The 26868-nt window shown below is 34.5% G+C and carries 23 protein-coding genes and 4 pseudogenes; 12 read left to right on the forward strand and 15 right to left on the reverse strand.

Annotation, left to right across the window (positions count from 1 at the left end):
• Nucleotides 1-228 precede the first annotated feature (228 nt).
• From LL038_RS09420 to LL038_RS09440, 5 genes are all read left to right on the forward strand, one after another.
• Nucleotides 229-1119: an endo-1,4-beta-xylanase gene (locus LL038_RS09420; protein ID WP_253200371.1), complete on the forward strand. Its 891-nt coding sequence runs from the start codon at nucleotides 229-231 to the stop codon at nucleotides 1117-1119.
• 294 nt (nucleotides 1120-1413) lie between these two features.
• Nucleotides 1414-2583: a hypothetical protein gene (locus LL038_RS09425; protein ID WP_216127783.1), complete on the forward strand. Its 1170-nt coding sequence runs from the start codon at nucleotides 1414-1416 to the stop codon at nucleotides 2581-2583.
• 550 nt (nucleotides 2584-3133) lie between these two features.
• Nucleotides 3134-3328 carry an ATP-binding protein gene (locus LL038_RS09430; protein WP_216127795.1) on the forward strand — a complete coding sequence of 65 codons (195 nt, stop codon included), beginning with the start codon at nucleotides 3134-3136 and terminating at the stop codon, nucleotides 3326-3328.
• 15 nt (nucleotides 3329-3343) lie between these two features.
• A complete protein-coding gene (locus LL038_RS09435) occupies nucleotides 3344-3925 on the forward strand; it encodes an accessory gene regulator B family protein (RefSeq protein ID WP_216127781.1) in 582 nt (193 codons plus the stop codon).
• Between the two features lie 95 nt (nucleotides 3926-4020).
• Complete coding sequence (locus LL038_RS09440) at nucleotides 4021-4428, forward strand: response regulator (RefSeq protein ID WP_216127779.1); 408 nt, start codon at nucleotides 4021-4023, stop codon at nucleotides 4426-4428.
• Nucleotides 4429-4724: 296 nt separating this feature from the next.
• On the opposite strand, the gene LL038_RS09445 is transcribed toward LL038_RS09440, so the two are convergent.
• Together LL038_RS09445 and LL038_RS09450 are read right to left on the reverse strand one after the other, a co-directional pair.
• Nucleotides 4725-5918: a family 16 glycosylhydrolase gene (locus tag LL038_RS09445; protein ID WP_268056073.1), complete on the reverse strand. Its 1194-nt coding sequence runs from the start codon at nucleotides 5916-5918 to the stop codon at nucleotides 4725-4727.
• A gap of 828 nt (nucleotides 5919-6746) precedes the next feature.
• Nucleotides 6747-7877 (reverse strand): right-handed parallel beta-helix repeat-containing protein, encoded by a 1131-nt coding sequence (locus tag LL038_RS09450; protein ID WP_216127775.1) that lies wholly within the window; start codon nucleotides 7875-7877, stop codon nucleotides 6747-6749.
• Between the two features lie 581 nt (nucleotides 7878-8458).
• On the opposite strand from LL038_RS09450, the gene LL038_RS09455 reads away from it, so the two are divergent.
• The 3 genes from LL038_RS09455 to LL038_RS09465 all read left to right on the forward strand — a co-directional run bounded on the left by LL038_RS09455 (nucleotide 8459) and on the right by LL038_RS09465 (nucleotide 9884).
• Entirely contained in the window at nucleotides 8459-8626 is a 168-nt protein-coding gene (locus LL038_RS09455) for a hypothetical protein (protein ID WP_216127773.1), read from the forward strand.
• Nucleotides 8627-8653: 27 nt separating this feature from the next.
• Entirely contained in the window at nucleotides 8654-8824 is a 171-nt protein-coding gene (locus LL038_RS09460) for an HTH domain-containing protein (RefSeq protein ID WP_216127769.1), read from the forward strand.
• Between the two features lie 325 nt (nucleotides 8825-9149).
• Nucleotides 9150-9884: a hypothetical protein gene (locus tag LL038_RS09465; RefSeq protein ID WP_268056042.1), complete on the forward strand. Its 735-nt coding sequence runs from the start codon at nucleotides 9150-9152 to the stop codon at nucleotides 9882-9884.
• Between the two features lie 375 nt (nucleotides 9885-10259).
• On the opposite strand, the gene LL038_RS09470 is transcribed toward LL038_RS09465, so the two are convergent.
• The 4 genes and pseudogenes from LL038_RS09470 to LL038_RS09485 all read right to left on the reverse strand — a co-directional run.
• Complete coding sequence (locus tag LL038_RS09470; RefSeq protein ID WP_216128195.1) at nucleotides 10260-11303, reverse strand: PocR ligand-binding domain-containing protein; 1044 nt, start codon at nucleotides 11301-11303, stop codon at nucleotides 10260-10262.
• Between the two features lie 602 nt (nucleotides 11304-11905).
• Nucleotides 11906-12700 (reverse strand): GH12 family glycosyl hydrolase domain-containing protein, encoded by a 795-nt coding sequence (locus LL038_RS09475; protein WP_268056043.1) that lies wholly within the window; start codon nucleotides 12698-12700, stop codon nucleotides 11906-11908.
• 30 nt (nucleotides 12701-12730) lie between these two features.
• Nucleotides 12731-13459 carry an expansin EXLX1 family cellulose-binding protein gene (locus LL038_RS09480; protein WP_326493443.1) on the reverse strand — a complete coding sequence of 243 codons (729 nt, stop codon included), beginning with the start codon at nucleotides 13457-13459 and terminating at the stop codon, nucleotides 12731-12733.
• Nucleotides 13460-14925: 1466 nt separating this feature from the next.
• Nucleotides 14926-15354: pseudogene (locus LL038_RS09485) on the reverse strand (helix-turn-helix transcriptional regulator); the annotation flags it as partial.
• Between the two features lie 350 nt (nucleotides 15355-15704).
• Here LL038_RS09485 and LL038_RS09490 point away from each other — a divergent pair.
• Nucleotides 15705-16175 (forward strand): LytTR family DNA-binding domain-containing protein, encoded by a 471-nt coding sequence (locus tag LL038_RS09490; RefSeq protein WP_216126277.1) that lies wholly within the window; start codon nucleotides 15705-15707, stop codon nucleotides 16173-16175.
• Here LL038_RS09490 and LL038_RS25660 read toward each other — a convergent pair.
• Together LL038_RS25660 and LL038_RS09495 are read right to left on the reverse strand one after the other, a co-directional pair.
• A pseudogene (locus tag LL038_RS25660) lies at nucleotides 16173-16274 on the reverse strand (hypothetical protein); the annotation flags it as partial. The gene LL038_RS09490 and the pseudogene LL038_RS25660 sit on opposite strands and share 3 nt — an antisense overlap.
• A 50-nt stretch (nucleotides 16275-16324) precedes the next feature.
• Nucleotides 16325-16489, reverse strand: a pseudogene (locus tag LL038_RS09495) (YoaP domain-containing protein); the annotation flags it as partial.
• Nucleotides 16490-16751: 262 nt separating this feature from the next.
• Between LL038_RS09495 and LL038_RS09500 the strand changes: the two are divergent.
• Nucleotides 16752-16913 carry a hypothetical protein gene (locus LL038_RS09500; protein ID WP_253200077.1) on the forward strand — a complete coding sequence of 54 codons (162 nt, stop codon included), beginning with the start codon at nucleotides 16752-16754 and terminating at the stop codon, nucleotides 16911-16913.
• A gap of 425 nt (nucleotides 16914-17338) precedes the next feature.
• Nucleotides 17339-18157: a sporulation transcription factor Spo0A gene (gene spo0A / locus LL038_RS09505; protein ID WP_216126275.1), complete on the forward strand. Its 819-nt coding sequence runs from the start codon at nucleotides 17339-17341 to the stop codon at nucleotides 18155-18157.
• 141 nt (nucleotides 18158-18298) lie between these two features.
• On the opposite strand, the gene LL038_RS09510 is transcribed toward spo0A, so the two are convergent.
• The gene (locus LL038_RS09510) at nucleotides 18299-19909 is read right to left on the reverse strand and encodes a hypothetical protein (protein ID WP_268056044.1); all 1611 of its coding nucleotides are present in this window, start codon (nucleotides 19907-19909) and stop codon (nucleotides 18299-18301) included.
• A gap of 312 nt (nucleotides 19910-20221) precedes the next feature.
• The gene (locus tag LL038_RS09515; protein WP_216126271.1) at nucleotides 20222-21193 is read right to left on the reverse strand and encodes a leucine-rich repeat domain-containing protein; all 972 of its coding nucleotides are present in this window, start codon (nucleotides 21191-21193) and stop codon (nucleotides 20222-20224) included.
• Nucleotides 21194-21511: 318 nt separating this feature from the next.
• Between LL038_RS09515 and LL038_RS09520 the strand changes: the two are divergent.
• A pseudogene (locus LL038_RS09520) lies at nucleotides 21512-21688 on the forward strand (group II intron reverse transcriptase/maturase); the annotation flags it as partial.
• A 47-nt stretch (nucleotides 21689-21735) separates the two neighbouring features.
• Here the strand turns inward: LL038_RS09520 and LL038_RS09525 are convergent.
• The 5 genes from LL038_RS09525 to LL038_RS09545 form a co-directional block, all read right to left on the reverse strand.
• Nucleotides 21736-24315, reverse strand: a complete 2580-nt coding sequence (locus tag LL038_RS09525) for an ABC transporter permease (RefSeq protein WP_216126269.1) — start codon at nucleotides 24313-24315, stop codon at nucleotides 21736-21738.
• Nucleotides 24312-24995 carry an ABC transporter ATP-binding protein gene (locus LL038_RS09530; RefSeq protein WP_216126267.1) on the reverse strand — a complete coding sequence of 228 codons (684 nt, stop codon included), beginning with the start codon at nucleotides 24993-24995 and terminating at the stop codon, nucleotides 24312-24314. Before LL038_RS09530 ends, LL038_RS09525 begins: the two co-directional genes overlap by 4 nt.
• A gap of 82 nt (nucleotides 24996-25077) precedes the next feature.
• Nucleotides 25078-26067, reverse strand: coding sequence for a sensor histidine kinase (locus LL038_RS09535; RefSeq protein ID WP_216126265.1), 990 nt, complete (start codon nucleotides 26065-26067; stop codon nucleotides 25078-25080).
• A complete protein-coding gene (locus tag LL038_RS09540; protein ID WP_216126263.1) occupies nucleotides 26054-26740 on the reverse strand; it encodes a response regulator transcription factor in 687 nt (228 codons plus the stop codon). The genes LL038_RS09535 and LL038_RS09540 overlap by 14 nt, the downstream gene beginning before the upstream one ends.
• Nucleotides 26737-26865 (reverse strand): hypothetical protein, encoded by a 129-nt coding sequence (locus tag LL038_RS09545; protein ID WP_268056045.1) that lies wholly within the window; start codon nucleotides 26863-26865, stop codon nucleotides 26737-26739. The genes LL038_RS09540 and LL038_RS09545 overlap by 4 nt, the downstream gene beginning before the upstream one ends.
• Between the last annotated feature and the right edge of the window lie 3 nt (nucleotides 26866-26868).

The raw sequence follows: 26868 nt of genomic DNA on the forward strand, positions 1-26868 counted from the left end.
GGACCGCAAAATACTACAGACTTGTCAAGTTTTTTATGCAAAAAAAGTGGGGGGATCAACGAAAAATAATGATACTGAAAATGAGTAATCACAGGAGCTAATGAGTTCCTGTGTAACATTAGCCCAGTTACAGGATCCGGCTACTTTAAGTGTGATTAAACAAAGATACAACAGCATTACCCTTGAAAACGAAATAAAGCCGGATGCATTGCTTGTTTATCTCCGACTTTGCTTACGGTTTCACAAGCAAAAGCATTAGGATACTATATTCCAAGTAATTATACAGAGACTACAGTACCAAAGATTGATTTTACTGCTGTTGACAAGGCATTACAAATTTGCTACAAGAACGGTTTGGGTGTCCGTGGACATACTTTAATATGGCAATCGCAGACTACATCTTGGTTATTTAATACAAGATACAGCTCCAGCGGAAGCTACGTAAGTTCAACTGTTATGGATGCACGTATGGAATTTTATATAAAGACAATTATGAATCATGTTTATTCAAGCAATTATGGCAGTGTTGTTTATGCATGGGATGTTGTAAATGAGTACTTACATTCTCCATCCACATCAGGATGGGTTAAGATTTATGGAAATGTTACAACTTCTCCTCAATTTGTAAAAAATGCATTCCGTTATGCTTACGAAACAACAAGTCATTTTGGTTTGACAAACAAAGTAAGTCTATTCTACAATGACTATAATGAATACATGGAATCCTCTAATATCATAAAAATGATTAATTATATTAACTCAGGTACTCGTTATTGTAATGGTATCGGTTACCAATCTCACCTCAGTACTTCATTTCCAAGTGTTGACTATTACAATTCAGCTTTACAGGCATTTATGAATGCAGGGTTAGAGATTCAGATTACAGAACTAGATGCAGGTGCAACTACGGAAACGGAACAGGCAGCATATTCATATAATATTATGAAAGCAATCTGTGAGGTTAAAAAAGCAGGCGCAAATATCACAGGCATTACATGGTGGGGACTTTCTGATAATGTATCCTGGAGAATCGATAATCCACTGCTTTTCTCAACATTATATGTTCCGAAAGCTTCTTACTATAGAACCCTAGATGCTTATACAAATGTTTTTAATTAACATTGATATATTCCGTGGTATAGGTAATAATGTAATAGCAATCGGCTATAATCATGTAAATATGTGATTACGATTAAGCCTAATGTGTACTCAACAATCGTTTGAAAATACCAATTATTTAATTTGAATGTTCAAAAGCACAAAAAATAAATGTATTAACCATTTTAGATGATGTTAAAAAAGTACACTTTCTTAACATCATCTAAAATAACAAGTTACATCCTATATAAAAATACACTAACATACCTTTTCGTCAGGATAGGCAAACCACCCAAATTATGAGAAGGATTTCTAATGCGCTTGAAAAATCTATCAGTAGCTGTCAAAATTTTCTTAATGCTAAGTCTTATTTTCGTATCTACTTTATTTCCACACTCTAGAATATTAAAGGTGGAGGCTGCATCTGCATCCACGGGTGGATACTCTACCTCAACAGGTTCTACGGATACCGCGGTTACAGTTAATTCACTAGCACAACTTCAAAATGCTTTTAATAACGGCAAACATCATATCATTGTCTCCGGCAGTATCTCTGGCGGATCTTCACTAACAACACTTACATTTGCGAGCACAAACTGGAACACCTCAACCACTGATGGTGCCAGAGGTTGCGCAACCGCGTTGCAAAACATCCAGCTGAAATTTTCCGGTGAACAGCTGTCTACTGGCACTAACATTCAAAATATTGTAATCAAAAACATCACATTTTACGGAAATATCAGCGATCTTCAAAAATTAAGTGGAGCAAACACACAACCACACGGCACCGGCACCAATTATGAGGGGCTTTCATTCCGTCGCTGCACTAATGTCTTAGTCAAAAACTGCACCATTTATAATACAAGTGACGACCTAATAAGCTTCTCATTATTGTCTGATTACATCACGGTGTCCTACTGCCACTTTTACTTTAGCACTAGTTGGTTAAACATGAGTCCAGACCCGATATGGAAGTGGATTGGTACAAACCAGGCTCTTGCAAGTGAACGTCTTGCGATGGTGATTGGTCAAAACTACACTGACTCCTATACCTATGGTGCTGGCAAGTTTCATGTAACCATGCATCATAACTGGTTTGGACCGAATATGAAAGGACGTCCGCTTATGCGAGGATTTGTGCATTTGTATAATAATTACTTTGACAATAACCCAGATTCTGACGGATATAACTCGGACGGATATTTACAGCAACAATATAATGCAAACCAGATTGGTAGTGGTGGGGTCATCTATTCTGAAAGCAACTACTTTTATAAGACCAATCAGAGCACTCAGATAGGTTTCGATGATTCCACACACACTGCCTACTCATATTATGAAAAGAATAATAGCTATGTTTTAACAACAGGCACATCTGTAACGGGGGCGTCTTATCCAAGTTCATTGCCTTTCCCATATACCTATTCGGCGAAGTCAACCGGGAGCGTGCCCAATGATATCCAGACTAACGCCGGACCAAAGTAACCTATAACAACGTTAACCAAACATTGTACTATAAAAATCATACATAATAAAAGTTTTTGTAGTATTATGTATGATTTCTATAAGTGGCTATTTTAGGCAGTTAGAATGGCAACAACTGTCTTATGGCTGTTTTTCGTGCAAATTGTTGCATTGCCACTAAGTTTTTTTGCAATCAAAAGAATTACATTCAGTTATAAACTAATCATCATATTTAATTGTTTCCCTGATTATTAGCAGTGAATCTAATTGCCCCAATATTTACATAAATAACATGTGAATCTCACTCATTTATTTGAAATACTTATTAGTTCGTATTAATAGTTTTTATACATTCAAATATTACGCGATTAATTTCTAAATATGCTAACAAAATGTGGAATTATTTATTTATATTGTAAATATATAGTTATTATAAAGTAATATGTAAAGTTATGTAGAATATATAACTATATCAAGTAATAGTTTTTTATACAAAAAAATTCTTGATGTACTAATTAAAAAAAGGGGGTGGACCTAATGTTGAAAAAACTAATTTGATAACAAGTTTTGCATTCAAATATCAAATAATGGAAGTGATATTCCTAAAGAAATAATAAACAAAATTTTTGAAAAGGGATATTCTACAAAAACTAAGGGAAAAGGTGATCATGGGTATGGATTATATATTACTAAACAACTAGTCGAGCATAATAATGAAATTATATCTATAGAAAGGACTTCATTAAAAACTAAATTTTTAATGTAGAGGAAGGTTAAATGAATGAATAAATTAGTAAGTTATTTAGTGAAAAAGATTGCTGAAACAAATTCTCAATTTACGGAACTAGAACTAAAAAAAATGAACTATGGATTCGTCTGTTTATTTGATGAAATTACTAAGATAATTCCATATTATATAATATTCTATTTGTTTTCACTTCAACAATACTACATAGTTATTTTTGTGTTTTTTTGTCCAATAAGATTATTTTCAGGTGGTTTTCATGCAAAAACATATTGGGGATGTTTTTTTATTAGTTTTGTAACTTTTTGTGTAATGATTATTATCGGTAAATATATAACAATAAATCTTCTCACTTCGATAGTAGTATTAATTATTTCTATTTTGCTTGTATATATCTTTTCTCCTGTTGATAATATTAATAAAAGAATAAAAAGTAAAGAGAGAAGAAATAAGCTAAAATACTTATCTGTTGTTATAACTTCTTTATTGAGTGGAATGAGTTATATTATACCAAATAAATTTTTTACTACAGCAGTTCTAGCTATTTTTATAGCTGTAATGATGATGATGGGTTGCATAAACAACAATAAAGATAAGAATTGCTCAAGTGACAATTAATTTATAATATTTATTATACAAAGTCATAACCACAAAAAACATTTGGAATTTATAAATAGTATTATATATTATTAAAAGTAAAGGAGATTGCAAATATGGAAGGGTCGAAAATAAACATAATCATTGCTGATGACAACAAAGACTTTAGTAATATTCTTAATGATTATATATCAATGCAAAAGGATATTGTTGTTACGGGTATCGCAGCGAATGGAATAGAAGCATTAGCGTTGATTCAAGAAAAAAAGCCTGATGTAGTAATACTTGATATGAATATGCCTATTATGGATGGGTTGGAGGTTCTAGAAAGGTTAACTACAATGAATTTTGATATAAAGCCCCATATACTAGTTTTATCAGCAGTTGCAAAAAAAACAACAACTCAAAAAGCCCTAGCACTAAGAGCCGATTATTATGTCCTAAAACCTTTTAGCATTGAAACATTAGTTAAAAAAATAAGACAAATTATGAACGTTGCTATATTGGGTCCCGCCAACATTTAGCTGAATCACACCAACAAGAATAAAAAACAGCCTAAAACTAATTAATATCAATGTTTATCATCAATCTAAGAAAAAGGCGTTGCTGCCTCTTGGGTTGGTGGATAATATATGAAGAATACGTAGTATGTTGACTAAAGATTATATTATTCAGCAACTTTCATGCGCCACCAAATTTCATCGTCTGTTTCCTTATATTTTTTCATTCCACATTTTTTCAAAACTCTGTGTGAAGCACTATCAGCTACTGATAAATTCGGCCCGTGTGGTTCGGTACTTTGACATTCTATGATATAGCACTATGTTTGACAGTCTTGTTCGGATATGGTCAATTTGTCACTAAATAGTCCCTTTTTAATCTGGGTGTTTTTGCCTATCCACCCGAAAAGGTATGTTAGTATGATGCAGTAACAGCATCCAGTTGTACTGCTATTATAAGTCATTCTATAATTAAGTAGACCTCCACCATTAATAGTATAGTGTACATCTGCCCATGCTGAGTTTACATTAGATTTTAACCAAATTATACCGGTAGCTAAATCTTTTTTATACATACCGTAAGTATAATCTTGAGCTGGAGGTGCATTAATAGTATATTGTGCAGTTACAACCTCTGAATCTATAAATCCACTTTTGCTTGCATATGTTTTTAAAGTTGTTGTACTGGATATTGTAATTGGAGCACTATACACTGATGAATTTATATTTGGTGTTGATCCATCCAAGGTATACCTTATGGTAGCTCCAGAGGTTGAACAACTTAATTTTACAGTTTGTGCAGTGGTATATTGACCTCCTTGTACACTAAGTGCTGGAGTTGTAACTTTTGAAGATACAGATCCTTGTTGATAAACATGTACATAGTCAACATACATTCTAGCAGGGAATGGAGTTGATCCATCTGGGTTTCCGGGCCATTGTCCACCTACTGCTAGATTAAGAAGAATAAAAAATGGTTTATGGAATTCATCTGTACCATTAATATTATTAGTTATATTTGCTTCCATATACTGAGTTCCATCTATGGACCATTTAATTGAGTTGGTATCCCATTCAATTCCATAAACATGGTATTGAGTTACGTTGATGTTATTTGATGGATTTCCATAAGTTGCATGTCCATTATAATCCCAGTGAATTGTACTATGAACAAAAGCTTCATTATTTATATGTTCCATAATATCAATTTCACCACATGCAGGCCAATTTACTTGAGGAATATTTGAGCCTAACATCCAAAAAGCTGGCCATATGCCTTGTCCCTTTGTAAGCTTTATTTTTGCTTCAACTTTTCCATAAGTAAAATCCTTTAATCCTTGAGTTTTCAAACGAGCTGATGTGTAGCCCATTCCACCATATGATTCTTTTTTTGCTTCAATAATAAGATTCGAGTTTTCAATTCTAGCATTATCAGATCGGTTTGTATAATATTCTAATTCATTATTTCCCCATCCACCACTGCCAGTTTCATATGCCCAATTTGAAGTATTTATTGTACTTGTATCAAATTAATTTATTTTGCAATACACACCAGTATGGTAGTTTTCCATTTAATGGTCTCGCCATCATAATTCTGAATCACACCAGTAGGAACCTTAAAACATCTTCATAGGGGTATGGCACCGATTCTTGTAAAAAACCATGGTATGAGTAAAATATTTACATTTAAGCTATCTATATAGACAGTTTGTATCAAAAAGAAACTTAATAAATAAGATTTACAGGTTTATCCTACTTAAAACTATCTATATAAGTATTCAAGGTGACAAAAAAACTTAATCATAAACTGATGTATCTAAGTCTTTTCAATGGATAAACGATATAATTTACAGCTTTTTACTTCTGCTATGGTTTTTTACACGAATTGTTTCCGTATGCCTACTATAACTTCATTTTAACTAACTTGTTTTGAGTAAAAAATAAGAACTTTATCATTTAGTGATTAAACCCTAGATATATCAATGCTTTACAATGATGTTATATGTTTTTTAAACTTAGAACTATTGTCTATTAATTATAAGTCAGAATATTTAAATAATAGTGTTGAATTGTGAATAACTGGCTTAACGTTGTTAATTTACGCTTTGCGATCACTACCCCTAATAGGTTAAACTAATTATATATTTAAATCCATATACTGTAAATAAGGTTATTTTCATTTTTCGTGTTTTTCGTCTTAATTTGAGGACTTCCCCTCTAAATGGGTATGCAGAACTGGTTTGAGTCCCCCATTAAAATGCAAATAAAAAAAATCACTATTTACAATTTCAATATAAATAGTGATTTTTTATTATATTAAGATATAAGCATATTTTTATAAACTAGTTATTAATACCAGGCAATGGAGTATTAGGAGCTGTTGCTGTTAAAGTGCCTCCTGTAACTTTTGCACCAGAATATATGTTACAATTTCCTGTCGTTGTACAATTTGTAAAAGTAAATACATGTCCATTACCAGGATTGTAAGGGAAATTAAAGTTGCCTTTAGTAGTTTTTTGATTAGCATTAAGTATGTTATTTGCACCATTTCTATTAGCATCACAACCAGTAAGAGATAAAGATGCGCCACTATTATTTTGAGAAAATCCAGCTGCTTTATTGTCATATGATTTACATCCAGTTACTACATGATTACCTAATGATCTGTGTGTACCTTTTGGAGGTTGTTGATTACCACCAAGTTTAATGCCATCACCATTCATACCTGAGTTATTGAGCGAATTTTGTGGATCACCATGATAGTATCCATTTTTAGTAGCAGTACAATTAGTTATTGTAACTGCTTCATCAGTTCCAAGTAAATCCCAACCATCGTCTGAATTGTTATAAGAGGTACAACTTATAAATTTGTTTCCTGCTCCAGCAGCAAGTTTACAGGCAAACCCATCTGCATTTGAACCCTTTGTGCCTATATCATAGTTATCAAAAGAAAAACAACCTTGGACTAAATTGTCGTGAGCACCAGCTGTAATTTGTAATCCTGCATCATTATTGTTATCTGTTGTACAGTTTGTAATTGTATTGTTATTAGATGCAGCACCTTTCATTAATATACCATTATCACCAGCACTATATACCTCTATATTGTTTAGTTCCCAGTATGAATTTGTGATGTTAATTCCATAAGAACTATCTCCATCTTGTTCACCAGTAAAATCAAGTTTAACTTTTGCCGTACCTGATGATTTTAGTTTTATAGTGTTTCCTATAGCTCCATCTTTATTTAATACAATAGGTGCTGTTAGTTTGTAGGATGGGCTAGTAAGCAAAATTGTATCACCAGGTACAGCTTTATTTATAGCTGCCTGGATAACTGCTGAATCATTAGCAGTACCGGTACTTCTTACCTGTATAGGTGCTGAGGCTGCATATACATTGCTTGTTAATTGTGGCAGTGAAAATAAGGAAAGAGAAAACACTGCAGAAACTAGTAGACATAATTTTTTTTTCATTAATAAAAACTCCTTTTCGTAAATATATTTTTTGTTAACGTTAACATTTTTATGTACTTATTGATTATACCTTAATATTAAGAAAATTCAAACACTTTTTTTGTAATTTTTTCTTAGTTTTGAAAAAAATATGTAAAATACAATATTTAGTCATTGGAAAGAGCATTAATATCTACGTATAAACGCTAATCTCATTGGGGTTCAGGCATTTTTTAGCGAAAAATATACTCTAAGCTCTCAACTATTCTTATTAATACCAGCAAACATGTATTAATTGAACAGAAAACGGCTATAAGCGTGTAAAAAAATGGATTTTGAATTTAAATACTTGTTTAATCACTAATAAAAAATATCTGGTAATGGCTTATAAAATAATTAATGAGCTATTACCAGATATTTTTTTAATGTTGTTCATTAAAGTATAGTTAAATGAGACGTTGAAAAAGACGGATAATAGTATCTATAAACCCATCCAACTGGTTTCAAAAGTATATCATGACGCTTAATAGGTTTCATGATACACTTAGTAATAAAACAATAATAGTAATTTGTGGGGAGTTGTTAGGTTAGGACGTAACTTCATGGATACCCCAAAGGAACTACAATATTTCTTTGAGAGAAGTATAAAAGTAATAATACTTGATAACCCCTTAGTAAACATAGGAGACATCAAGTTAGATTATACGATAAACAATATGCTTATTAATTTCTTGTCTTATATAGCCGATAAAGAAAGGGAGAAAATATAGGGTAGAGTTATAGAAGGATTAAAGAATGTGAAGAGTAAAGGTATTAAATTGGGTAGCCCTAATAGAAAGTTACCTGAAGATTTTAAGAAGTATTATAATAAGTGGAAAGGTAAAGAAGTAACAGGCGTTGAATTTGCAAAGCTATTGAAGATAAGCAAATCCACATTATATAGACACATAAAAGAATATGAAATGTAAGAGAGGGTTAACGCCTTCTTTTTTTATGGAATGAATTAAGAACGTTATGTTACATTCATAAATTTTAACAAAGTAGTTTCTTTAAAATTGATTTATTAAAATTGATAAGAGGATATTATTTTTTTGGTTAAACAAGTAATAAACGACAACCTCCAAAGAACAAATAATTAACATTTTACCATATTAAGGGTTTTATAATTTTTTTTATGATCAAAAAATGACTGTTCCTGCTTTTTCTATTGTATTTTATTGTATTTTTAGATAAGTTAATATTAACAAAGGTACAACCATTAAGGATTTATATAAAACAAAGGGGGATTTAAAAATGAAAAAATTTAAAATGAAAGTCATTACTTCATGTCTATCTTTAGGACTGGTTGCAGGTACTCTATTTACACCAGTTTCTGCTTTTGCAGGAACAATAGGTGATCCAACAACGCAACTTGATGGGAGACTAAGCATATTCCACCAGGGAGCTGCTAATGATTGCGGTGCTGTTTCTGGAATACAGGCATTAGCTAATAGTAAATTTGGTAAAAAATTTTTAAGTAAAGTGATCTCAGTTGACAGTAATGGTAGTTATACACTCAATTTCGGTTCCGGAAAACAGACAGTATCGGAAACAGATGTAGCCAATGCATACATAAGCGGAGACCTTGATGCTAGAGTTATAGAAGCTGGGATGCAAAAAGCCATGAATGTTTATAATGGTTGTTTTGCTTGTGATGTATTTGCGAAAATGACAGGATTCGGCCAAAATGTAGTTAGTGGAGATACTGCTAAAACGAATATGATGAATACTATGACTTTAAAATGTAACTCTGGAGATGGTATTACAGCTGCCTGTGATTTTAGTATAGCTGATCCAAGTAAAGGGATTATAGGGGATGGAGGTCACTCATATTCAATAAAGAGTGTAACTAAAGACACTGTAGTAGTAATAAATCCATGGGATACTTCTAAATTTATAAATATGTCTAGAAGTCAGTTTGAAAGTTCTATAAGGTATATGACATATGTAGATGAAGCAACAAATAAAATTGTAGTTTTTTGGAATTAAGTTATATAAAATTTGTTATTTTCATTTAGTATGTGCAGTTAAAATATCTAGTGTATATTCGTTCTGGAGAGCTAGAAGAATGTTTGAACTTATAAGGAAAAAGCAGTAATTTTTTAATTACTGCTGATTTTGCCAAAGATGATCCTAGGCTAATTTTTTTGTTGGACTAAGACTAATTTTATTATATATCGTTGTAAACATTCAGAATAGCAATTGTATATCGATGTTTTGAATGTAACACAATTGAGTTACATTCACTTTGAGGCTATTGAAGGCATAAAATATAGGTGCTATATACTCGCACCTATGTTTTTTATGCCTATATTTACTATGTTTTAATAAAAACAATCAATAAACACTTTATTATGTTAAATGCTAATTATCATTTGCCATTGCATTTAATTCATCAGCTAAAGTTGTAACTTCCATAAGAGTAGAAGTAACCTCTTGAATTGCAGCTGATTGTTGCTCTGTAGTCTCAAGTGTAGCATGAGAAGTTTCAATAGTCTTATCAACAGACTCTTGTATTTTATTTGTAAGATTTAATATTTTTACAGCGGTTTCCTTTGAATTTTGTGATAAAGACCTTATCTCAGTTGCAACTACACCGAAGCCTCTACCAGCCTCTCCTGCCCTAGCAGCTTCTATAGCAGCATTTAATCCAAGCATCTTTGTTTGATCTGCTATACTTTTTATAGAATCCAATATTGAATTTATCTCTATAGATATGTTCTTTACGTTAATAATCTCTTCACTTAAGTTATGTTGGTTATTTGTTACTGTTATGGAAGAAGCACTGAGTTCTTCCATAGTTGCAGAAATTTGGCTAAAATTATCTGCAAGAGTTTGAGACATTATACTTAATTTGAGTTTTTCATAGCCAGCCTGTGACAGTGAATTCGTTACTATTGAGAGCACCTCAGCAGCAGCTATTACATTTTTCTCATGAGTTATGTGAATTTCATTAATTGCCTTTACATAATCGTCTTCATTAACACCAATTTCTTTCGCTGTTTTCCTAAATTCTGCTTCTGATGGAGATGAAGTAAAAACTTGTCCTCCTAAAATGCTTCCAATATGATAATCACCTACCAATATGGGCGCAGCAAAATCTAATAATCCAGCATGACAAGTATGAATATATGGTTTACCTGTTTTTGTAGCCTCTTCTCCACATTCTTTGTGTGATAATGCACAATGATTATGGCCTATTTTAGTTGACTGTGTAAAGCTTAAACAGGCCCTTGTATAAGAACTTGGTTTAGTTACAGCAATGCCATCTTTGTCTACAGTAACACTCGACATAGTAAGTGCAGTAGCAAAATTGTCTTGAAATGTTTGCAGTAACTTAATATCAATAACATCTTTGATTTCTAGGACATTTAAATCCAAGTCACCATTTGGTAATTTCTTAATCATATAAAACTCCTTCGATATTTAATTTAAATCTTTTTAATTTATAAGCACTCATATTTCTATTTTTATAACAAATAAAAGTGTACTAGTTAATCGTGTAAACTTAGGTGTACGAAATATTTCTTATGTACTCACTCATCCACTTCTAAGTTAAATACAGCTAGTTCACAATATCTCAAATTAATACAATTTATCTTATGGATTTCATCTGAAACCCTTATTTCGTTATTTTTGTCATCGAGATTAAAAATTAAATCTTTAGTTTTTTTGTGTGAATTAATTTATAAGATAATAACCAGTTAAAAATAAAAAATTTGTTATTAGTTTTGTGATAATTTCATGAATTTACTTTATTCCCTATATAATTTTCTATATTTTTGTTGGTTTTGAAGTGTTTTTCCTATTCCCATAATAATTAATTTATCATCATTTTTTGAAAAGTTAAAAAACATAACAGGAGTAAAAACCTGTAAATTATATCGTTTATCCATTGAAAATACTTAGATACATTAGTTTATGATTAAGTTTTTTAGTCACCTTGAATACTTATAAAAAAAGCTACAACTGTATAAGTATAACACAGTTGTAGTTTTTCTTTCATTTCTCTAATTAAATATTACAGAAAAAGTATTTGTGTTAAAATTATAACCTTTACCACCATTATAACTTGATGTAATCTCATATCCAAATTGTATATTATCGAATACAATATCTCCATACCATTTTGGTGTATTCTTAATCCAGTTAGCTATTGCCTTAATATCTAGAGACCCTGAACTAATATTTCCATTAGTTCTTATAAATGAGTAAACCATATTTCCTGTATTATTTGATCCATTGTTTCCTATATATACATTCCATGTATGACCTCCTATAGATACATTTTTATACACTGGAATAGGACCTGCTGAATCCCACTTATATGAAATTGGATTTACTGCTCCATATTGATTCATCCATAACATAATTTCATGCTTATTCTTACTAGGATGACTAGGATCATAAGCATTAGGATCAGATAACCATATATCATAGGCAGTTTCCATAGAAGTTCCACTTGTAGGAACTGTAACATTGAAGCTACTTGTAGCTGTCTTTACAGTACTTAACTTTTTGTTTATTGCTTTTTCAACATGGGGGTAGGATTTTATTCCTCCCGTATTGGGCTGTGCTGACCATGTTCCCCAATTACTATATGAGTTAGCCCAAATAGTTTGAGGTCCTACTGTATCTTGTGACCATACGTCATTATTTAATGTATATCCACCATTAGACCATGCCCCATATTTTTCTGGTGATGACCATATTGCAGCAGCATTTGCTTTATTATTAGCTCCAAATGCTGTTAACACTGCTGTAAATAATAAAATTGACATTCCAACTTTTATAATTTTTTTCATAATTTTACCCACCTTCATTTAAATTTTAATTTAATCTGGTAGTTGAACATGTCCAGGAATAATATAAGCGGGAGAATCTCCGCTTTTAGGTAAAGCTGATATTGTGTCTGTAACGGATATTCCACGGATATCCGTTATTCTTATCTTAATAGAGCCTGTCCCCATATTCTCACTAAGGAAATGGTTATATGGCATTTTTCTCATATTAACCCAAGTATTATTCTTTGAAAATTCCATTTTCACAACAGGATATTTATGATTTCTTACTTGAATAGCTGCCCAATATGGGCTGCTACCTTCTTTTATACGATAAGAAAACATTCCAGTTACAGGCGCTTTTACTATATGCCAATTGATATTGATTTTTCCTGCAGACATATTACCAATTTTAGCAAAAGAGGTTGGGCAAAGATCCAAAGCTCCATTAGCTCCTTCTGGATATAAATCTGTAACACATACAGTAGTTTTTTTCCCATTTGGCCCTTGTACTTCTAAATATGCACCAGCTAAAGCTGCATCGATTCCATTATAGTTAAGGTCAGCAGGGTTTAATGCAGTAATTTCCATTGTAGAAGGAATAGGATCTAGAAGTACTGCACCCCCAGAATATCCAGAACCAGTATATGTAGCATAACCTGAGTGATTGTCATTCCAAGCAGCTGCATAAGTGGAAATTGGTGTAAGTAAAGTACCTGCAACCATTCCTAAAGATAAGCATAAAGTAAGAACTTTCATTTTCATTTTTTTCATTTTTTTCATTTTTAAATCCCCCTTTGTTTTATTATATAAATCCTTACATTAGCAAGGGCTTATTCAGTTTTTATAAAAAACCTAAAATAGATGGTTTTTTTAATAATTTAAAAAAATGTAAATTTTCTTATTTTTAACATCACTCTAAAATATTTGTTTTGTATTTAAATACAGGTGTGGCACTAGCTTCTAAATCTTTAATGGATGTCCATTTGTTAATATTAACTTATACAAAAATACAATAAAATGCAACAGAAAAAGCATGAACAGTCATTTTGGGGTAATAAAAAGAATCTTTAAACCCTTGATATGGTAAAATGTTAATTATTTGTTCTTTGGTAGTTGTCGTTAAGTACTTGTTTAACCAAAAAAATAATATCCTCTTATCAATTTTAACAAATCAATTTTAACAAATCAATTTTAAAGAAACTACCTTATTAAAATTTATGAATGTAATATACTGTTCTTAATTCATTCCATAAAAAAAAAGGTGTTAACCCTCTCTTACATTTCATATTCTTTTATGTGTCTATATAATGTGGCTCTGATTATATTCAATAATTTTGCAGATTCAACTCCTGTTACTTCTTTATTTTTCCACTTACTATAATGCTTATTGAACTCTTTAGGTAAACTTCTAGTAGGCTACCCAACTGAATTCCCTTATCTTTAGAATTCTTTAAACCTTCTATAACTCTACACTGTATTTTTCCCCTTTTATGAAATATAACTATGTTACGCGGATTAAGGTTTTTTAATTATATTTTCTAGGAGGTTATTTTTACATTAGTCATTGCCGTACCCCTATAGCGATCATAAAATCACCTCCATGCATATATTGTGCAACGAAGAATTAACTCTTATAAATCGCTTTAATTAACAGTTTCTTTTCTCAGTCTCCAGAATGCCAATACAAAACTGATTGAGCAAAGACAGATAAATACCACTGTCACAAGCAATAAGTTTTGCCAATCAATGGATGTCACTAAAAGCAAACTTCGCAGGCTGTTTATAATATGAGTGAAAGGGTTAATCATTACTGCAACCTTCAAGCCACCCGATATACTGTCCATGGGAAATATAATTGTAAGTAGTATTGAAATAGGGTTCTGAAAGCGCCACTTTTTATTGCGCCATAAAATATTTATTATCTCCATTTATTTACCTCTTCCCCATACCCAGTTAACTTCAAGAATACCTCTTCAAGGCTGGGCTGTACTAGTTCTATCGCCTCAAAATAAACACTCTTTTCCAAAAGTCGCTTTTTAACATTTTCAAAAGTTTTTCGATTATCTCCAGCATCCGCAAAAATTGAGCATTCACGGACGTTTATGGATGTAAGTATATGTTCTTTAGCAAGTACATCTGCACATTCTTCCGCTTTTTTCTTCTCAGAAAAATCGTTGTTTTAAAATCATCCCGGATTTTTTGCATGATTTCCCACATGGCTTTTCGGGAAGCAACTGGGTATTTCAAACCCCAACAATTCTAATTGTTTCTTTTATTTCAATTCTATAATTCATGTTCTCACCTCCTACAACTGAAATTGAAAAACTAATAGGTGAATAAGCGGTTAATAATGTTCCCTTTGTACGTGCAACAGTCGGAGCGACACCATGAACACTTTGAAATGCTCGATTAAAGGATGTTGGTGATTCATATCCATATTTTAAACCGATATCAATCACTTTCTTATCACTTGTTTGCAATTCAAACGCTGCTGCTGTCATACGTCTACGGCGTATATACTCGGACAATGGAATGTCCGCAACGTAAGAAAATATTCTTTGAAAATAATAAGTGGAGCCGCAAGCAATTTTTGCAACTTCATCATAGGAAATAACACCAGTTAAATTGCTTTCTATATAATCAATTACTTCGCTTAATTGTTTCAGCCATTTCACTTTTACTCCACCTCCCTTCTTGTATAAAAGTTTAGCACAATTTAAATTATAAAGCCTCTCTTTTGATGTCCAAATTTGCAAACTACAGAATTTGTTACCCCTGGAGAAAGGGGGAGTATTGCATTTAGGGAAACAAATATACAAACATTAATGTTTACATATATGTACACATAAGTACTTGTAATGGTTTCTTCTTGTTTTTATTTTGACGCTTGGCATTTTGGTACAAATAATTTAATAGTAAATGGATCTAGTAGCATTCGAAGTTACTTCATAATCGTGAAATTATGAGAAATAGATATTATTTGTGAGCAACTTGGAGACTGAATTAAAGAGAAAGGAGTACCAGAGTGGATATTATAATTATAGAAGATAAGGAGAGCAATATTGAAGTACAAATCAGGTACCCGATTATGAATGTACAAGTACAGCAGCTTATACAAAGAATTAAGGGTATAGATATGAAAATAGTTGGAAGTAATAATGGTAAAAATATAGTCCTCAATATTTGTGATATTTTCTACATTGAAAGTATTGAAAGGAAAACTTTTATTTATACAAAAGATCAGGTACTCAAAAGTAATAAAAAACTATATCAGTTAATTGATGAATTAACTGGGTTCGGTTTTATTCAAATAAACAAAGCATGCATTATGAATATTGATGTACTAGATAGTGTAAATACACTTTTTAATAGCCGATTGAAAGCAACATTGGTTAATGGTGAAAATGTTATTATTACAAGAACCTATATTCCGGCAAAAGTCGAATCCAGGATGGTGGTCAAATTTAACAGCGCCAGCAGATGCCTTCCCTCTTAAGGCCTTGCTTATAAGTGCTATACCTTCATTTCCGAATGCGGCACAAAGTTCTATAGATTTTACAATTAACTTCTGGCGCAATAAAAATAAATGCAGCATTAACTTTCATTCATATCTCCTCCAATTTTAATTTTAACAAAAGATTAGGCTCAATTTGTTGATTTTTCAAGCATTTTTTTCAAATATCCTTCATTTAGCAAATGCACTGTTTCAAATTTACCTTTATAAAACACAGCCCAGTTATTAAACACACAAGGAAGTCTCTTTGATTTCTCTAAACTGTCAACTGCTATTAATTCAATAGGAATGTCATTTGTCGTTTGGTTCGGTACTTTGAAGTTCTATGATATGGCACTATGTTTGATAGTCTTGTTCGTATATGGTCAATTTGTCACTAATAACCACTTCTTAACTTTTGCCTTGTCTAACTTGCATAATTCAATTTTGTATGTTCTTAAAAATTAGAATGTTCTCTGACGTCTTTTGAAGCATGATTTTGTATGTTTTGAGTAAAAGATATTTACTTGATTTAAGTATTATGAGAGTATGTAATTGTAAGTAACTGAACAGTTATTATTGGAAATATATAGTATACATAAATTATATGCTTTTGCAGGAACAATAGGTGATCCAACAACGCAACTTGATGGGAAACTAAGCACATTCCATCAGGGAGCTGCTAATGATTGCGGTGCTGTTTCTGGAATACAGGCATTAGATAATAGTAAATATAGCTGATCCAAGTAAAGGGATTATAGGGGATGGAGGTCACTCATATTCAATAAAGAGTGTAACTAAAGACACTGTAGTAGTAATAAATCCATGGGATACTTCTAAATTTATAAATATGTCTAGAAGTCAGTTTGAAAGTTCTATAAGGTATATGACATATGTAGATGAAGCAACAAATAAAATTGTAGTTTTTTGGAATTAAGTTATATAAAATTTGTTATCTTCATTCAGTATATGCAGTTAAAATATCTAGGGTATATTCCTTAACGTGGGTTTTGTGGGTTTTGTCGGTTTCGTTGGCTCTACACCTAGTATGAAACCCCCCACTAATATTACAAAACAAGAAATGTGGTTATCTTCTATATTATTTGTGTCAACAATATTTTTACAAAGTTGCAAATAATATATAACAAAAAGGGGGCTGTTCAAAAATGGAAGAATCAAAAATAAATATAATCATTGCTGATGATCATAAAGAATTTTGTAATATTCTTTATGATTATATATCAAAACAAGAGGATATTATTGTAACAGGTATTGCAAATAATGGAGTAGAAACAATAAAATTGATTGAAGAAAAAAAACCTGATATAGTAGTACTGGATATAATTATGCCTATTCTTGATGGTTTCGAAGTCCTGGAGAGGTTAAATACAATGAATTTAGAATCAAAACCTCTTATAATAATTTTATCAGCGGTTGGTCAGGATAATATAACCCAAAGAGCCTTATCACTAGGAGCCGATTATTATGTTGTAAAACCTTTTGATATGGGCGTATTAGTTAAACGGATAAGACAGATAGTATATAACACTATAGATAATAGTGATGTAAAAAAAATACTTACTTATGTTGACGATACTGAAATTAAAGTTGATAAAAATCAATCATATGATGATACTTTAATTACTCAAATAACTAATATTATGCATGAAATTGGAATACCTGTTCATATAAAAGGTTATATGTTTGTAAGGGAAGCAATAAGCATGGTAGTGAATGATATTGGACTTTTATCAGGAATAACAAAAGTATTGTATCCACTAGTAGGTAAAAAATATAATACTACTGCTAGTAGAGTAGAAAGAGCAATACTCCATGCAATAAACGTTGCATGGAGTAGAGGACAATTAGAGACTATTAATAAGATTTTTGGTTATACAATTAATAATGAAAAAGGAAAACCTACTAATTTAGAATTTATAGCAATGGTAGCTGACAAGATAAGATTACAAAATAGGGTTGGCTAGTCGATATTTTTCAAGAATTTTATACTTGAACGAATCATTATTTATTAAAATGTTAAAATTGTTTTTATGGTAAAATTTAAGCTATTGCAGATAGACTAAAAATAAAATAAGTCTGGTATTTGACCAGGCTTATTCTATCAATTAAATACTAAATTTGCATTTTGTATAATTTCCAATAACCTTGTCTCTATTATTTTTTTCTCCAATTATTAATTCCCCCATTTGTAAAAATGTTATTACAGATGCTGCTGCCTTTATTTGAGAAGCTGGAATTTTTTGAGTAATGTTTATACCCACTGTATTTAATATTTTGTATTTGAATGTAGCTGTGTTATTCCCTGTATTTGTTAATTGAGTTGACACAAGATCAATTTTGGCTACAGCTGAAGAATTTATTGAAGCATTTACCCCAGTTGGTCTAAGTGCAGTTGAATCAACAGTTATTGCAGTATTATCAGATTTTATGAGTGTAGCGCCATCAGTGCTATCACCCACCGCAACATATCCACCATCCGAAGTCTGCTGCACAGAATTAAACTTATCACCAAACTTTGCGCCGCCGAAGCTCTTGAACCACTCGCTAGTTCCGCTTTTGTTGAATTTAACAAGAAGCATCTTCTCATATCCCGCTACAAGGTAGCCCCCTTTTAAGAAAGAGGTGCCTGCCGCTACATATCCCCCATCCGAAGTCTGCTGTACACTAGAGAACCCCGCGCCAGCAAAACCTGAGTCGCTAAAGTTCTTTATCCATTCGGTGGTGCCACTTTTGTTGAATTTGATGATAATAGCGCCACCTGTGCCTTTATTGCTAACTCCAGTAAAATCGCCGTCGATTGACGCAGAATGAGCTACCGCGATATACCCGCCGTCTGAAGTCTGCTGTACACTACTTAAACCATCACTATCCGAGCCACCGACATCCTTGATCCATTCAGTGGTGCCACTTTTATCGAATTTAACAAGAATCGCGTCAGCTGAGCCTTTATTGACACCAGTAAAATCACCATTGCCGGACTCGGAATTGCCCGCTGCGATATACCCACCATCCGAAGTCTGCTGCACACTACGGAAGTAATCATTTAAACCACCCCAAGTGGCCTTGGTCCATTCTATGGTGCCATTTTTATCGAATTTAACAAGAATCGCATCAGCTGAACCTTTATTGCCAACTCCAGTAAAATCACCGTTGCTGGACTCGGAATAACCCGCAGCGATATATCCGCCATCTAAAGTTTGCTGTACAGAATAAAATCTATCAATGTTTTTGCCTCCAATGTCCTTAATCCATTCGGTGGTACCGTTTTTGTTAAATTTGATGAGAGTTGCGTCGAGAGAGCCTTTATTACCAACTCCAGCGAAATCACCGTCAGTTGACTCGGAACAACCCGCAGCGATATATCCGCCGTCCGAAGTCTGCTGCACACTATTAAACATATCACCTTTCGTGCCTCCGATAGATTTGATCCACCCAGTTGAACCATTGCTGTTGAACTTAACGAGGGTCGCGTCATCTAAGCCTTTATGGCTAACTCCGGCAAAATCGCCGTCTGCTGATTGAAAGGAGCCCGCAGCGATGTACCCCCCATCAGAAGTTTGTTGCACCGAGTCGAACGTATCAAAACCCGTGTTACTACCGAGAGCCTTCATAAAGTTCGATGTGTTGGAGGACGTCGCAGCACCCGCCGTGTTTGTCATCCCCACCATGAGTGCAAAACACATGGTCAACGAAGCCAGTATCTTTTTGTTTTTCATATTAGTATGTCACTCCTTACCATTTAAATTTTGCAATATAAACAAGAGTTTGATTTGTCATTTTATTACACCATTAAATACTATTTTTACAATCTTATAGGAGTTGTTAATTAGGTCTAATGCCTCTGCATTTTTTATTTTGGTTTAAAAAATTATTATAGTGTCTTATTTGTAAACCTGTAAGTGTAAAATAAACGTTGAAAAGGAAGATTAAAAAACACTTTTGCCTTTATAATGTAATAAAAAGTCACCTAGTAGAGATGACTTCTACAAAGTGGCTTTTTCTCATTGTATACCTATAGATTTCAACAACTATTTTTGCTTATAAATTATATCATAATTTGGTAAAACTTTTTTTAAGGCTGCATAGTCTTTGTCTTTAATAATATTCCATGCAGTAAGCTTCTTTAATCCAGTAAGTTTATATAATACACTAATGTCAGTTACCTTTGAGTTTCCTATATCTAAGTCTGTTAGTTTAGTTAAATTCGCTAATGGTTTTATATTATTTACATTGGTATAACTTATATTTAAAACACGAAGATTCTTTAAATTGCTTAATTCATTTATATCTGATAACGAGTCGTTAAAGTATAAATTTAAATTTTCTAATGATGTTAAGTATCTTAATCCATTTAGTTGAACATTGGAACAAGCAAGGTTCAATTCTTTTAGTTTGCTTAAATTCTTTAAAGGAGTTAAGTCTGTAAAAGTATTCCAGTACTCTCTGCCACGCCTATAATTACCTATAGATAATTTCTCCAACTTAGTTAGTGAAGTTATAGCATTTAAATTTTTTATATTGTCATTAATCAAAATTAATTCTTTTAGATTTGTTAAATTTTTCAGCGGTGTAATATCAGAAATTTGATTATCTGATAAATTTAATTTCTTTAAATTTATTAAATTCTCCAAGCCATTCAAATTTTTTATATTTTGTTTACTTCCATCTAGTTCTAAGATGTTTGATAGGTTACTTACAAACAAAGCTCCATTAGGTTTACTAACAGCCTTCCTTATAATATTTTCTAAAGCATGGTCTTCAATAACAACAATTTTATCAGTTGACGCTATTTTTTTAGATTCTATAGCAACACTATTACTATTTACTTTTGATGAAGACACACTTAAGTTTGTTATTTGTTTTTGATTTCCCTCTGCATATATATTAATTTTATCTGGGGTATTTAAACTACTCTTCAAATTTTCCTTATCCTTGCATCCCACAAATGCAAAAACTATAGTCAAACTCATAATAGCTAATATGGATTTTTTTATTTTCATAAAAAATCATCTCCTAATTTTAATTAATAAGAGCCTAAAATATAACAATGATTTTTTTCATTAGTATCCCATCCTGTATATTATACGCAGGATAATAGAATCAAGTTTTACTTTTAATATAAACTATAATATAAATACTTTATATAAAGTATTTATTAATTTATCATATTCTATTAATGTGTCTGTATTTAATTATACACAATACAGAAGATATTGGTGACTTTAGGAAAAAACCCACTAAAATAAAAGAAAATTTGTTTCTTGTTCCTGGGGACAGTGAATTTTCTCTATTCGAAGGTAGGTATAACCTAATCCAGTAAAATTAAAACAAAACATGATAATCTCAAAAGGCTTGGTATTAATAATTACAAAGCTTGGGAATATGAGAACACAAGAAAAGGCTATTGGAAGATATCCAACAGCCCCATTTTAGCAAGAACTCTAACTAATAAATACCCAAATTCTTCATATACACTAGGAGAAATTTCATCTTGAGAAACTGTACAGTCTTCGCCGCTCAGGGTGTTCAACTCTAAAACCAATCAATTCATATCATCCCGAAGCGCGTCAATAATATTTTCTTTTTTTATCTTGCTAATTGAATACAGCATTGTAATAAACACTACAAAGAACACGCTGAACACGCTGATTGCCATACTGCCCCACGGGAATACAAAATCTATATTGTCCGCCCCGTCGATCATCCCTTTGTAAATCAGCCAAGAAGAGATTGACGCTATGGGAAGCCCGAAGAGCAACGCCTTGATGCCATAAAAGGCACACTCAAAATTCATCATTTTTTGGAAATCACGGTCAGACATCCCCACAGAGCGAAGCATGGCAAGTTCTCTCCGGCGCAGCTTGATATTAGTGGAAATCGTGTTGAACACATTAGCAACCGCAATCAGCGAAATCATAATGATAAAAGTATAAGCGAACACGTTGGCAATGAATACGTAATTGCGGCTATCATCAAGCGCTTTATTCATATTGTACAGTTTATAATTGGATTTAATTCCCGCACCCTTAATCATCTTTTCCATATCAGCCACCGATTTCGAGGAATTTTTAGACCTAAAGGTCAAGCCCTTATTAACCACATGGGTATCGGAGGTTTCAAACTTCTCTTTGAGTGAATAGGGGACTATTACCCTAAAAAAGAACGGATTCTTCGATCCGGAGTTTCCTATGAGTGGGAGTGTATCAGGCGGCACGGTATTGACAAACGTAATGCTTACATTTCGCCCCTGCTTTATCTTCGGCTTGCCATTTATTTCGGGAGCGATGGTAAAATTCTTGGAAGAACTCTTGAACATATCAATAAGATTGTCAACCTCCTGATTGCTTTTCATTTGGCCTGTCATTTTGGCAACGGCGATCATTTTCGCATTTTGCCCGGTATATTCCTCTGCATGCAAACCCAAGCCTTTGATAATATTCATATAGGTGCTGTCATCAAGAAACTGGATTTCCATTGGCAGATTAACCGTTTTGTCCTGGAAATTATAACCCGCGTATTTCCGATAGCGGTCTGAAAAGTTGCTTGCTTTAACCGTGCATGAATACTTCATAAGCGCTTGATACGAGCTTTCGTAAACATCGTCGGCGGTTCTTAGTTTATCATAAAGCGGCAACATTTTGCTATCATCTATGTCCTGCGTGACCAAACCGATGTCATAGGTAGTAAACACTACTGCCCGCTTTGACGTCTGCTTCAGATCTGTTACAAAAGCACTGGTCGATATAAACAGCACTACGCTTAAAACAAGTGATAGCACAATGCTGCGATATCGTTTCTTGTTTCTTTTAAAATTCCTTAGAGCAAGGGTTCCCTCCAAACCGTAAATACGCTGCGCCAGTTTTGACGTTTTCACGGCTTTGGATTCAACTTTGACCTCGCTTGTCTGGCGAATACTCTCCATAACGGGAGTGCTTGCGGCCTTCCTGGCCGGGATATAGGCCGAAATCAAAATCGTAACCATGCTGACCGCCGCCGCAACGACAATTACGGGGATGGACACTGTCAAAGTTAAAGGTACGTCGCTGTACATAATGTTCCCGAAATTCCCGGCGACAACGGAAATCACAAGCCTGATACTGCCTATGCCGACAATAACGCCAATAGGTATGCCGATCGCACCAATGCAAAGTCCCTCAAACAGCACCGAATTTCGCAGCTGCCTCGCTGTGGCTCCCACCGATGAGAGAATCCCGAACTGGTGTGTGCGTTCGTTCAGTGATATGTTGAACGAATTATAAATCAGAAAAATTGAGCCTATCATTATCAAGGCAACCAAGATGCCACCAATCGAGTACAGAATCGTGTTGAACAACTTATCCTCCGAAAGACCCATGAAGCGCAACACATTATCGTTAAAGACATAGCTATGGCTTCCCGCTGTGCTTCTTGCATAAGCGTGAACATCACGCGGGTTTTTAAGCGTGACAAATAAGTTTAAGCTGTCCGCTTTGTCTTGTGCATCTGCTTTCGTTATCAAGGTATATCCCGGCGCGGAATATTCCTCAAAGCTTGGTCTTTGGCAGATACCGACAACCGTGTAAGTTCTCTTGCCTTTTGGCATAAGAGTTTCTTTCCCGGAAATGTAAGGGGAGTGTTGACCGAGATTTTTGTTGCCATTCATGCGGCTTCCGATAGCAAGTGAAAGCTTGTCACCCTCCGCGAATTTAACGCCGCCGTTTGCTTCGACGCTCATCGAAACAAGAATCTCCCCACTGTTTTTCGGCAATCTACCTGAAACCAGGGTTATTGGCAAAGTATCAAAGGCTTCCTTGCTAAATCCGGCTATAGAAAGATATGGTTTGTTGGGGTTTTTCCCTCCCTCAAGTTTTACGTAGCCGATATTTTCAAATGTTGCGGTGTTGTAAGCTTCATTGTCGAGAGTTCGTTCTTGTGCGAAAGAGGAATCAACATTCAAATACTCCACGTGCCAACCGCCGTATTTCTGGGCCGCTCCGTTTGCCAGATAGTTCAGCAGCGAAACGCCAAAGGTGGCTACGGCCGTGATCATGGCAGCGGACAGAACAACTCCGATAATCGTGACAATTGTCCGTGTGCGGCTCTTTTTCATGCCTTGCAGAGTAACTTTGTTGAAAATGTTCATGGTCTCACCCTCTCGTCTCGCACTACTTTTCCATCTGATATACCGATAATTCGGTCTGCTTGCATGGCAATATTTTCGTCATGCGTGACGAGGAGCAGGGTCTGACTATATTTTTTATTGCTTTCTTTCAGCAGCTTAATGATTTCATGTCCATTTCGGCTGTCCAAACTGCCCGTAGGTTCGTCGGCAAGCATGACCGCGGGGGCGTTCATCAACGCGCGTCCTATGGAAACGCGCTGTTGCTGACCGCCCGAAAGCTGATTGGGTAAATGCGTTTTGCGGTCTTTTAGACCAAGCAGTTCGAGCAAGTCATTCAGACGTTCCTCGTTGACCTTGCGCTTGTCCATCAGGATAGGCAAGGTGATATTTTCCACCACAGTTAGGGTAGGAATGAGGTTGTGAAACTGGTAAATCAGTCCGACCTGCCGCCTGCGGAAGATTGCGAGTTTTTCATTGTTTTTGGCATATACATCCTGACCGTCCAAATATACCTTTCCGCTTGTCGGCACGTCCACGCCGCCGATGATGTGAAGCAATGTGGATTTGCCTGAGCCTGAGGAGCCTATGATTGCAGTAAACTCCCCCTTTTCGATTGTAAGCGAAACATGGTCAAGCGCGGTAACTTGGTTTTCGCCCTTGCCGTAGATTTTGCATAAATTTTCAATTTTTAAAAACTCCATTATGTGAGTCTCCTTTCTCATGGTTTACCCATATAATAGCATCTTCAACTTACATTTCTGTGACTTTCAGGTGAGAGATTAGTCACTTTGGGAAACGAATGGCAAATATCGCGCCGCCCTGCTGGTGATTTTTTGCGGTAATCGTCCCTCCCTGCCGTGTTATAATCATCTTGCAGAGAGAAAGTCCAATCCCGTATCCTGTAGCGTTTGGGTTTTTTCCACGATAAAACCTGTCAAACAGGCAGGGTAAATCTTCTTTTTCAAAGCCCCCGCCGCTATCGTGGATGGCAATCTCGGTAAATAGTAGGTTGTCCGTGCAAATAATCTCAATCTTCCCGTTCTCGCCTGCGCTCTCCATGCAATTTTTGAGGATGTTTTGAATTGCTTCCGAAAGCCAACCTGAATCGCCTTGAATAATCATCCCTTTTGGTGCATCTATTTGAAAATCAATATCGTGCAGTTCCATTGGGATTAGAAACGGGCGAAGCGCGGCGCTTATCAAGTTGTTTGCATCTATCTGCTCGCTTTTGAACACCACAATGCCCGCGTCCAAGCGTGATAATTTCAATAGGGAAGTAATCAGCCAATCCATCCGCACAAGCAATTCCTCTGTTTCCCGCACAAATGTTTTCCGCTGGTTTTCATCAGGGTTATTCGCTAACAATGACAGAATGAGGTTAACGGATGTGAGCGGGGTTCGGAGTTGGTGGGCTATGTCGGCCAAGGAATCGGCAAGATGTTCTTTTTCTTTTTTCAGCACGTCGTTTTGCTCCCGAATGCGCAATGTCATTTTTGTTATCTCGCTGTGCAGAATGGAAAGTTCGCCCTCGTCCGATTCACCAATATACAGATGGTCAGCATTATGAAGCACAAGATCGATTTGATCTGAAATCCGTGCAATGCTTTTGTATCGAGCTTTGGTAAACGCGAAAAACGCTGTGCCAAAGGCGACGACAGAAACAATGGCAAGTATTCCCGCCGCAGTATTTATTGCAAATCCCAGCATTACAGCGGCGGTGGCCATTAAGGAGAATAAAATGACAAACTGCCGAAACTCTCTATTCCGAAGCATGCTCGCACCCCAATCTATACCCTGTCCCGCGAACGGTCAGAATTATTTGCGGGCTTGCTGGGTTGTTCTCTATCTTCTCCCGTAAGCGTTTGATGTACACGGTCAATGTATTATCATTAACAAACTCACCCGCCGCATCCCACAATTCGTCAAGTAGCCTGCCCCTCGTGATAATACTTTTGGGGCTTCCAATAAACACTAAGAGCAAGCGGTATTCTAATGCTGAAAGGAAAACCTCGTTGCCGCTTTTTTTCACAACGCCACTTGCCGTATCGACATAAAGCCCGCGGATTTCAAAAGCCGCCCCAGAACGCCCGCTTTTTCGCAGGGCGGTTCTAATTCGCGCAATCAATTCACGCGGACGAAAAGGCTTGGTGATATAGTCATCTGCGCCCATGTTCAGTCCTGTAACAACACTTGCTTCGTCGCCGGAAGCCGTCAGAAAGATAACGGGAACATCTTGCGTTTCTTTGATTTCCGTGCAAACTGTAAAGCCATTTCCATCAGGCAAAGAAATATCAATCAACGCCAAGTCAAATTTATTCCCAGCAAGTGCTTCAATGGCTTTACTCCGCGTAGGGACGTGAGTGACTGTAAATCCCTCCGAGCGGAGCAAAAGCACAAGGTTTTTAGCGATTGCCTTATCGTCCTCAACCAAAAATATACGTTTCATTTATTTTCACCATCCTTTACTTTACTGCTCCTATATCGTCCGTCAGCCGGTTTTTCAGTGTCAGCATAAACAAACCCTGTGATTTCCCAAATCTTGGCGGCTTTTTTTGTCGTTATATAATTCACGCA

Source organism: Clostridium estertheticum (assembly GCF_026650985.1).
GTDB classification, from domain to species: Bacteria; Bacillota; Clostridia; order Clostridiales; family Clostridiaceae; genus Clostridium_AD; species Clostridium_AD estertheticum_C.

Bases quoted from the DNA above. Each gene is read 5' to 3' on its own strand.
- LL038_RS09425 (WP_216127783.1), top strand. From the start codon at position 1,414: ATGCGCTTGAAAAATCTATCAGTAGCTGTCAAAATTTTCTTAATGCTA.
- LL038_RS09435 (WP_216127781.1), top strand. From the start codon at position 3,344: ATGAATAAATTAGTAAGTTATTTAGTGAAAAAGATTGCTGAAACAAAT.
- LL038_RS09440 (WP_216127779.1), top strand. From the start codon at position 4,021: ATGGAAGGGTCGAAAATAAACATAATCATTGCTGATGACAACAAAGAC.
- LL038_RS09450 (WP_216127775.1), bottom strand. From the start codon at position 7,877: ATGAAAAAAAAATTATGTCTACTAGTTTCTGCAGTGTTTTCTCTTTCC.
- LL038_RS09455 (WP_216127773.1), top strand. From the start codon at position 8,459: ATGGATACCCCAAAGGAACTACAATATTTCTTTGAGAGAAGTATAAAA.
- LL038_RS09465 (WP_268056042.1), top strand. From the start codon at position 9,150: ATGAAAAAATTTAAAATGAAAGTCATTACTTCATGTCTATCTTTAGGA.
- LL038_RS09470 (WP_216128195.1), bottom strand. From the start codon at position 11,303: ATGATTAAGAAATTACCAAATGGTGACTTGGATTTAAATGTCCTAGAA.
- LL038_RS09475 (WP_268056043.1), bottom strand. From the start codon at position 12,700: ATGAAAAAAATTATAAAAGTTGGAATGTCAATTTTATTATTTACAGCA.
- LL038_RS09480 (WP_326493443.1), bottom strand. From the start codon at position 13,459: ATGAAAAAAATGAAAAAAATGAAAATGAAAGTTCTTACTTTATGCTTA.
- spo0A (WP_216126275.1), top strand. From the start codon at position 17,339: ATGGAAGAATCAAAAATAAATATAATCATTGCTGATGATCATAAAGAA.
- LL038_RS09510 (WP_268056044.1), bottom strand. From the start codon at position 19,909: ATGAAAAACAAAAAGATACTGGCTTCGTTGACCATGTGTTTTGCACTC.
- LL038_RS09515 (WP_216126271.1), bottom strand. From the start codon at position 21,193: ATGAAAATAAAAAAATCCATATTAGCTATTATGAGTTTGACTATAGTT.
- LL038_RS09525 (WP_216126269.1), bottom strand. From the start codon at position 24,315: ATGAACATTTTCAACAAAGTTACTCTGCAAGGCATGAAAAAGAGCCGC.
- LL038_RS09530 (WP_216126267.1), bottom strand. From the start codon at position 24,995: ATGGAGTTTTTAAAAATTGAAAATTTATGCAAAATCTACGGCAAGGGC.
- LL038_RS09535 (WP_216126265.1), bottom strand. From the start codon at position 26,067: ATGCTTCGGAATAGAGAGTTTCGGCAGTTTGTCATTTTATTCTCCTTA.
- LL038_RS09540 (WP_216126263.1), bottom strand. From the start codon at position 26,740: ATGAAACGTATATTTTTGGTTGAGGACGATAAGGCAATCGCTAAAAAC.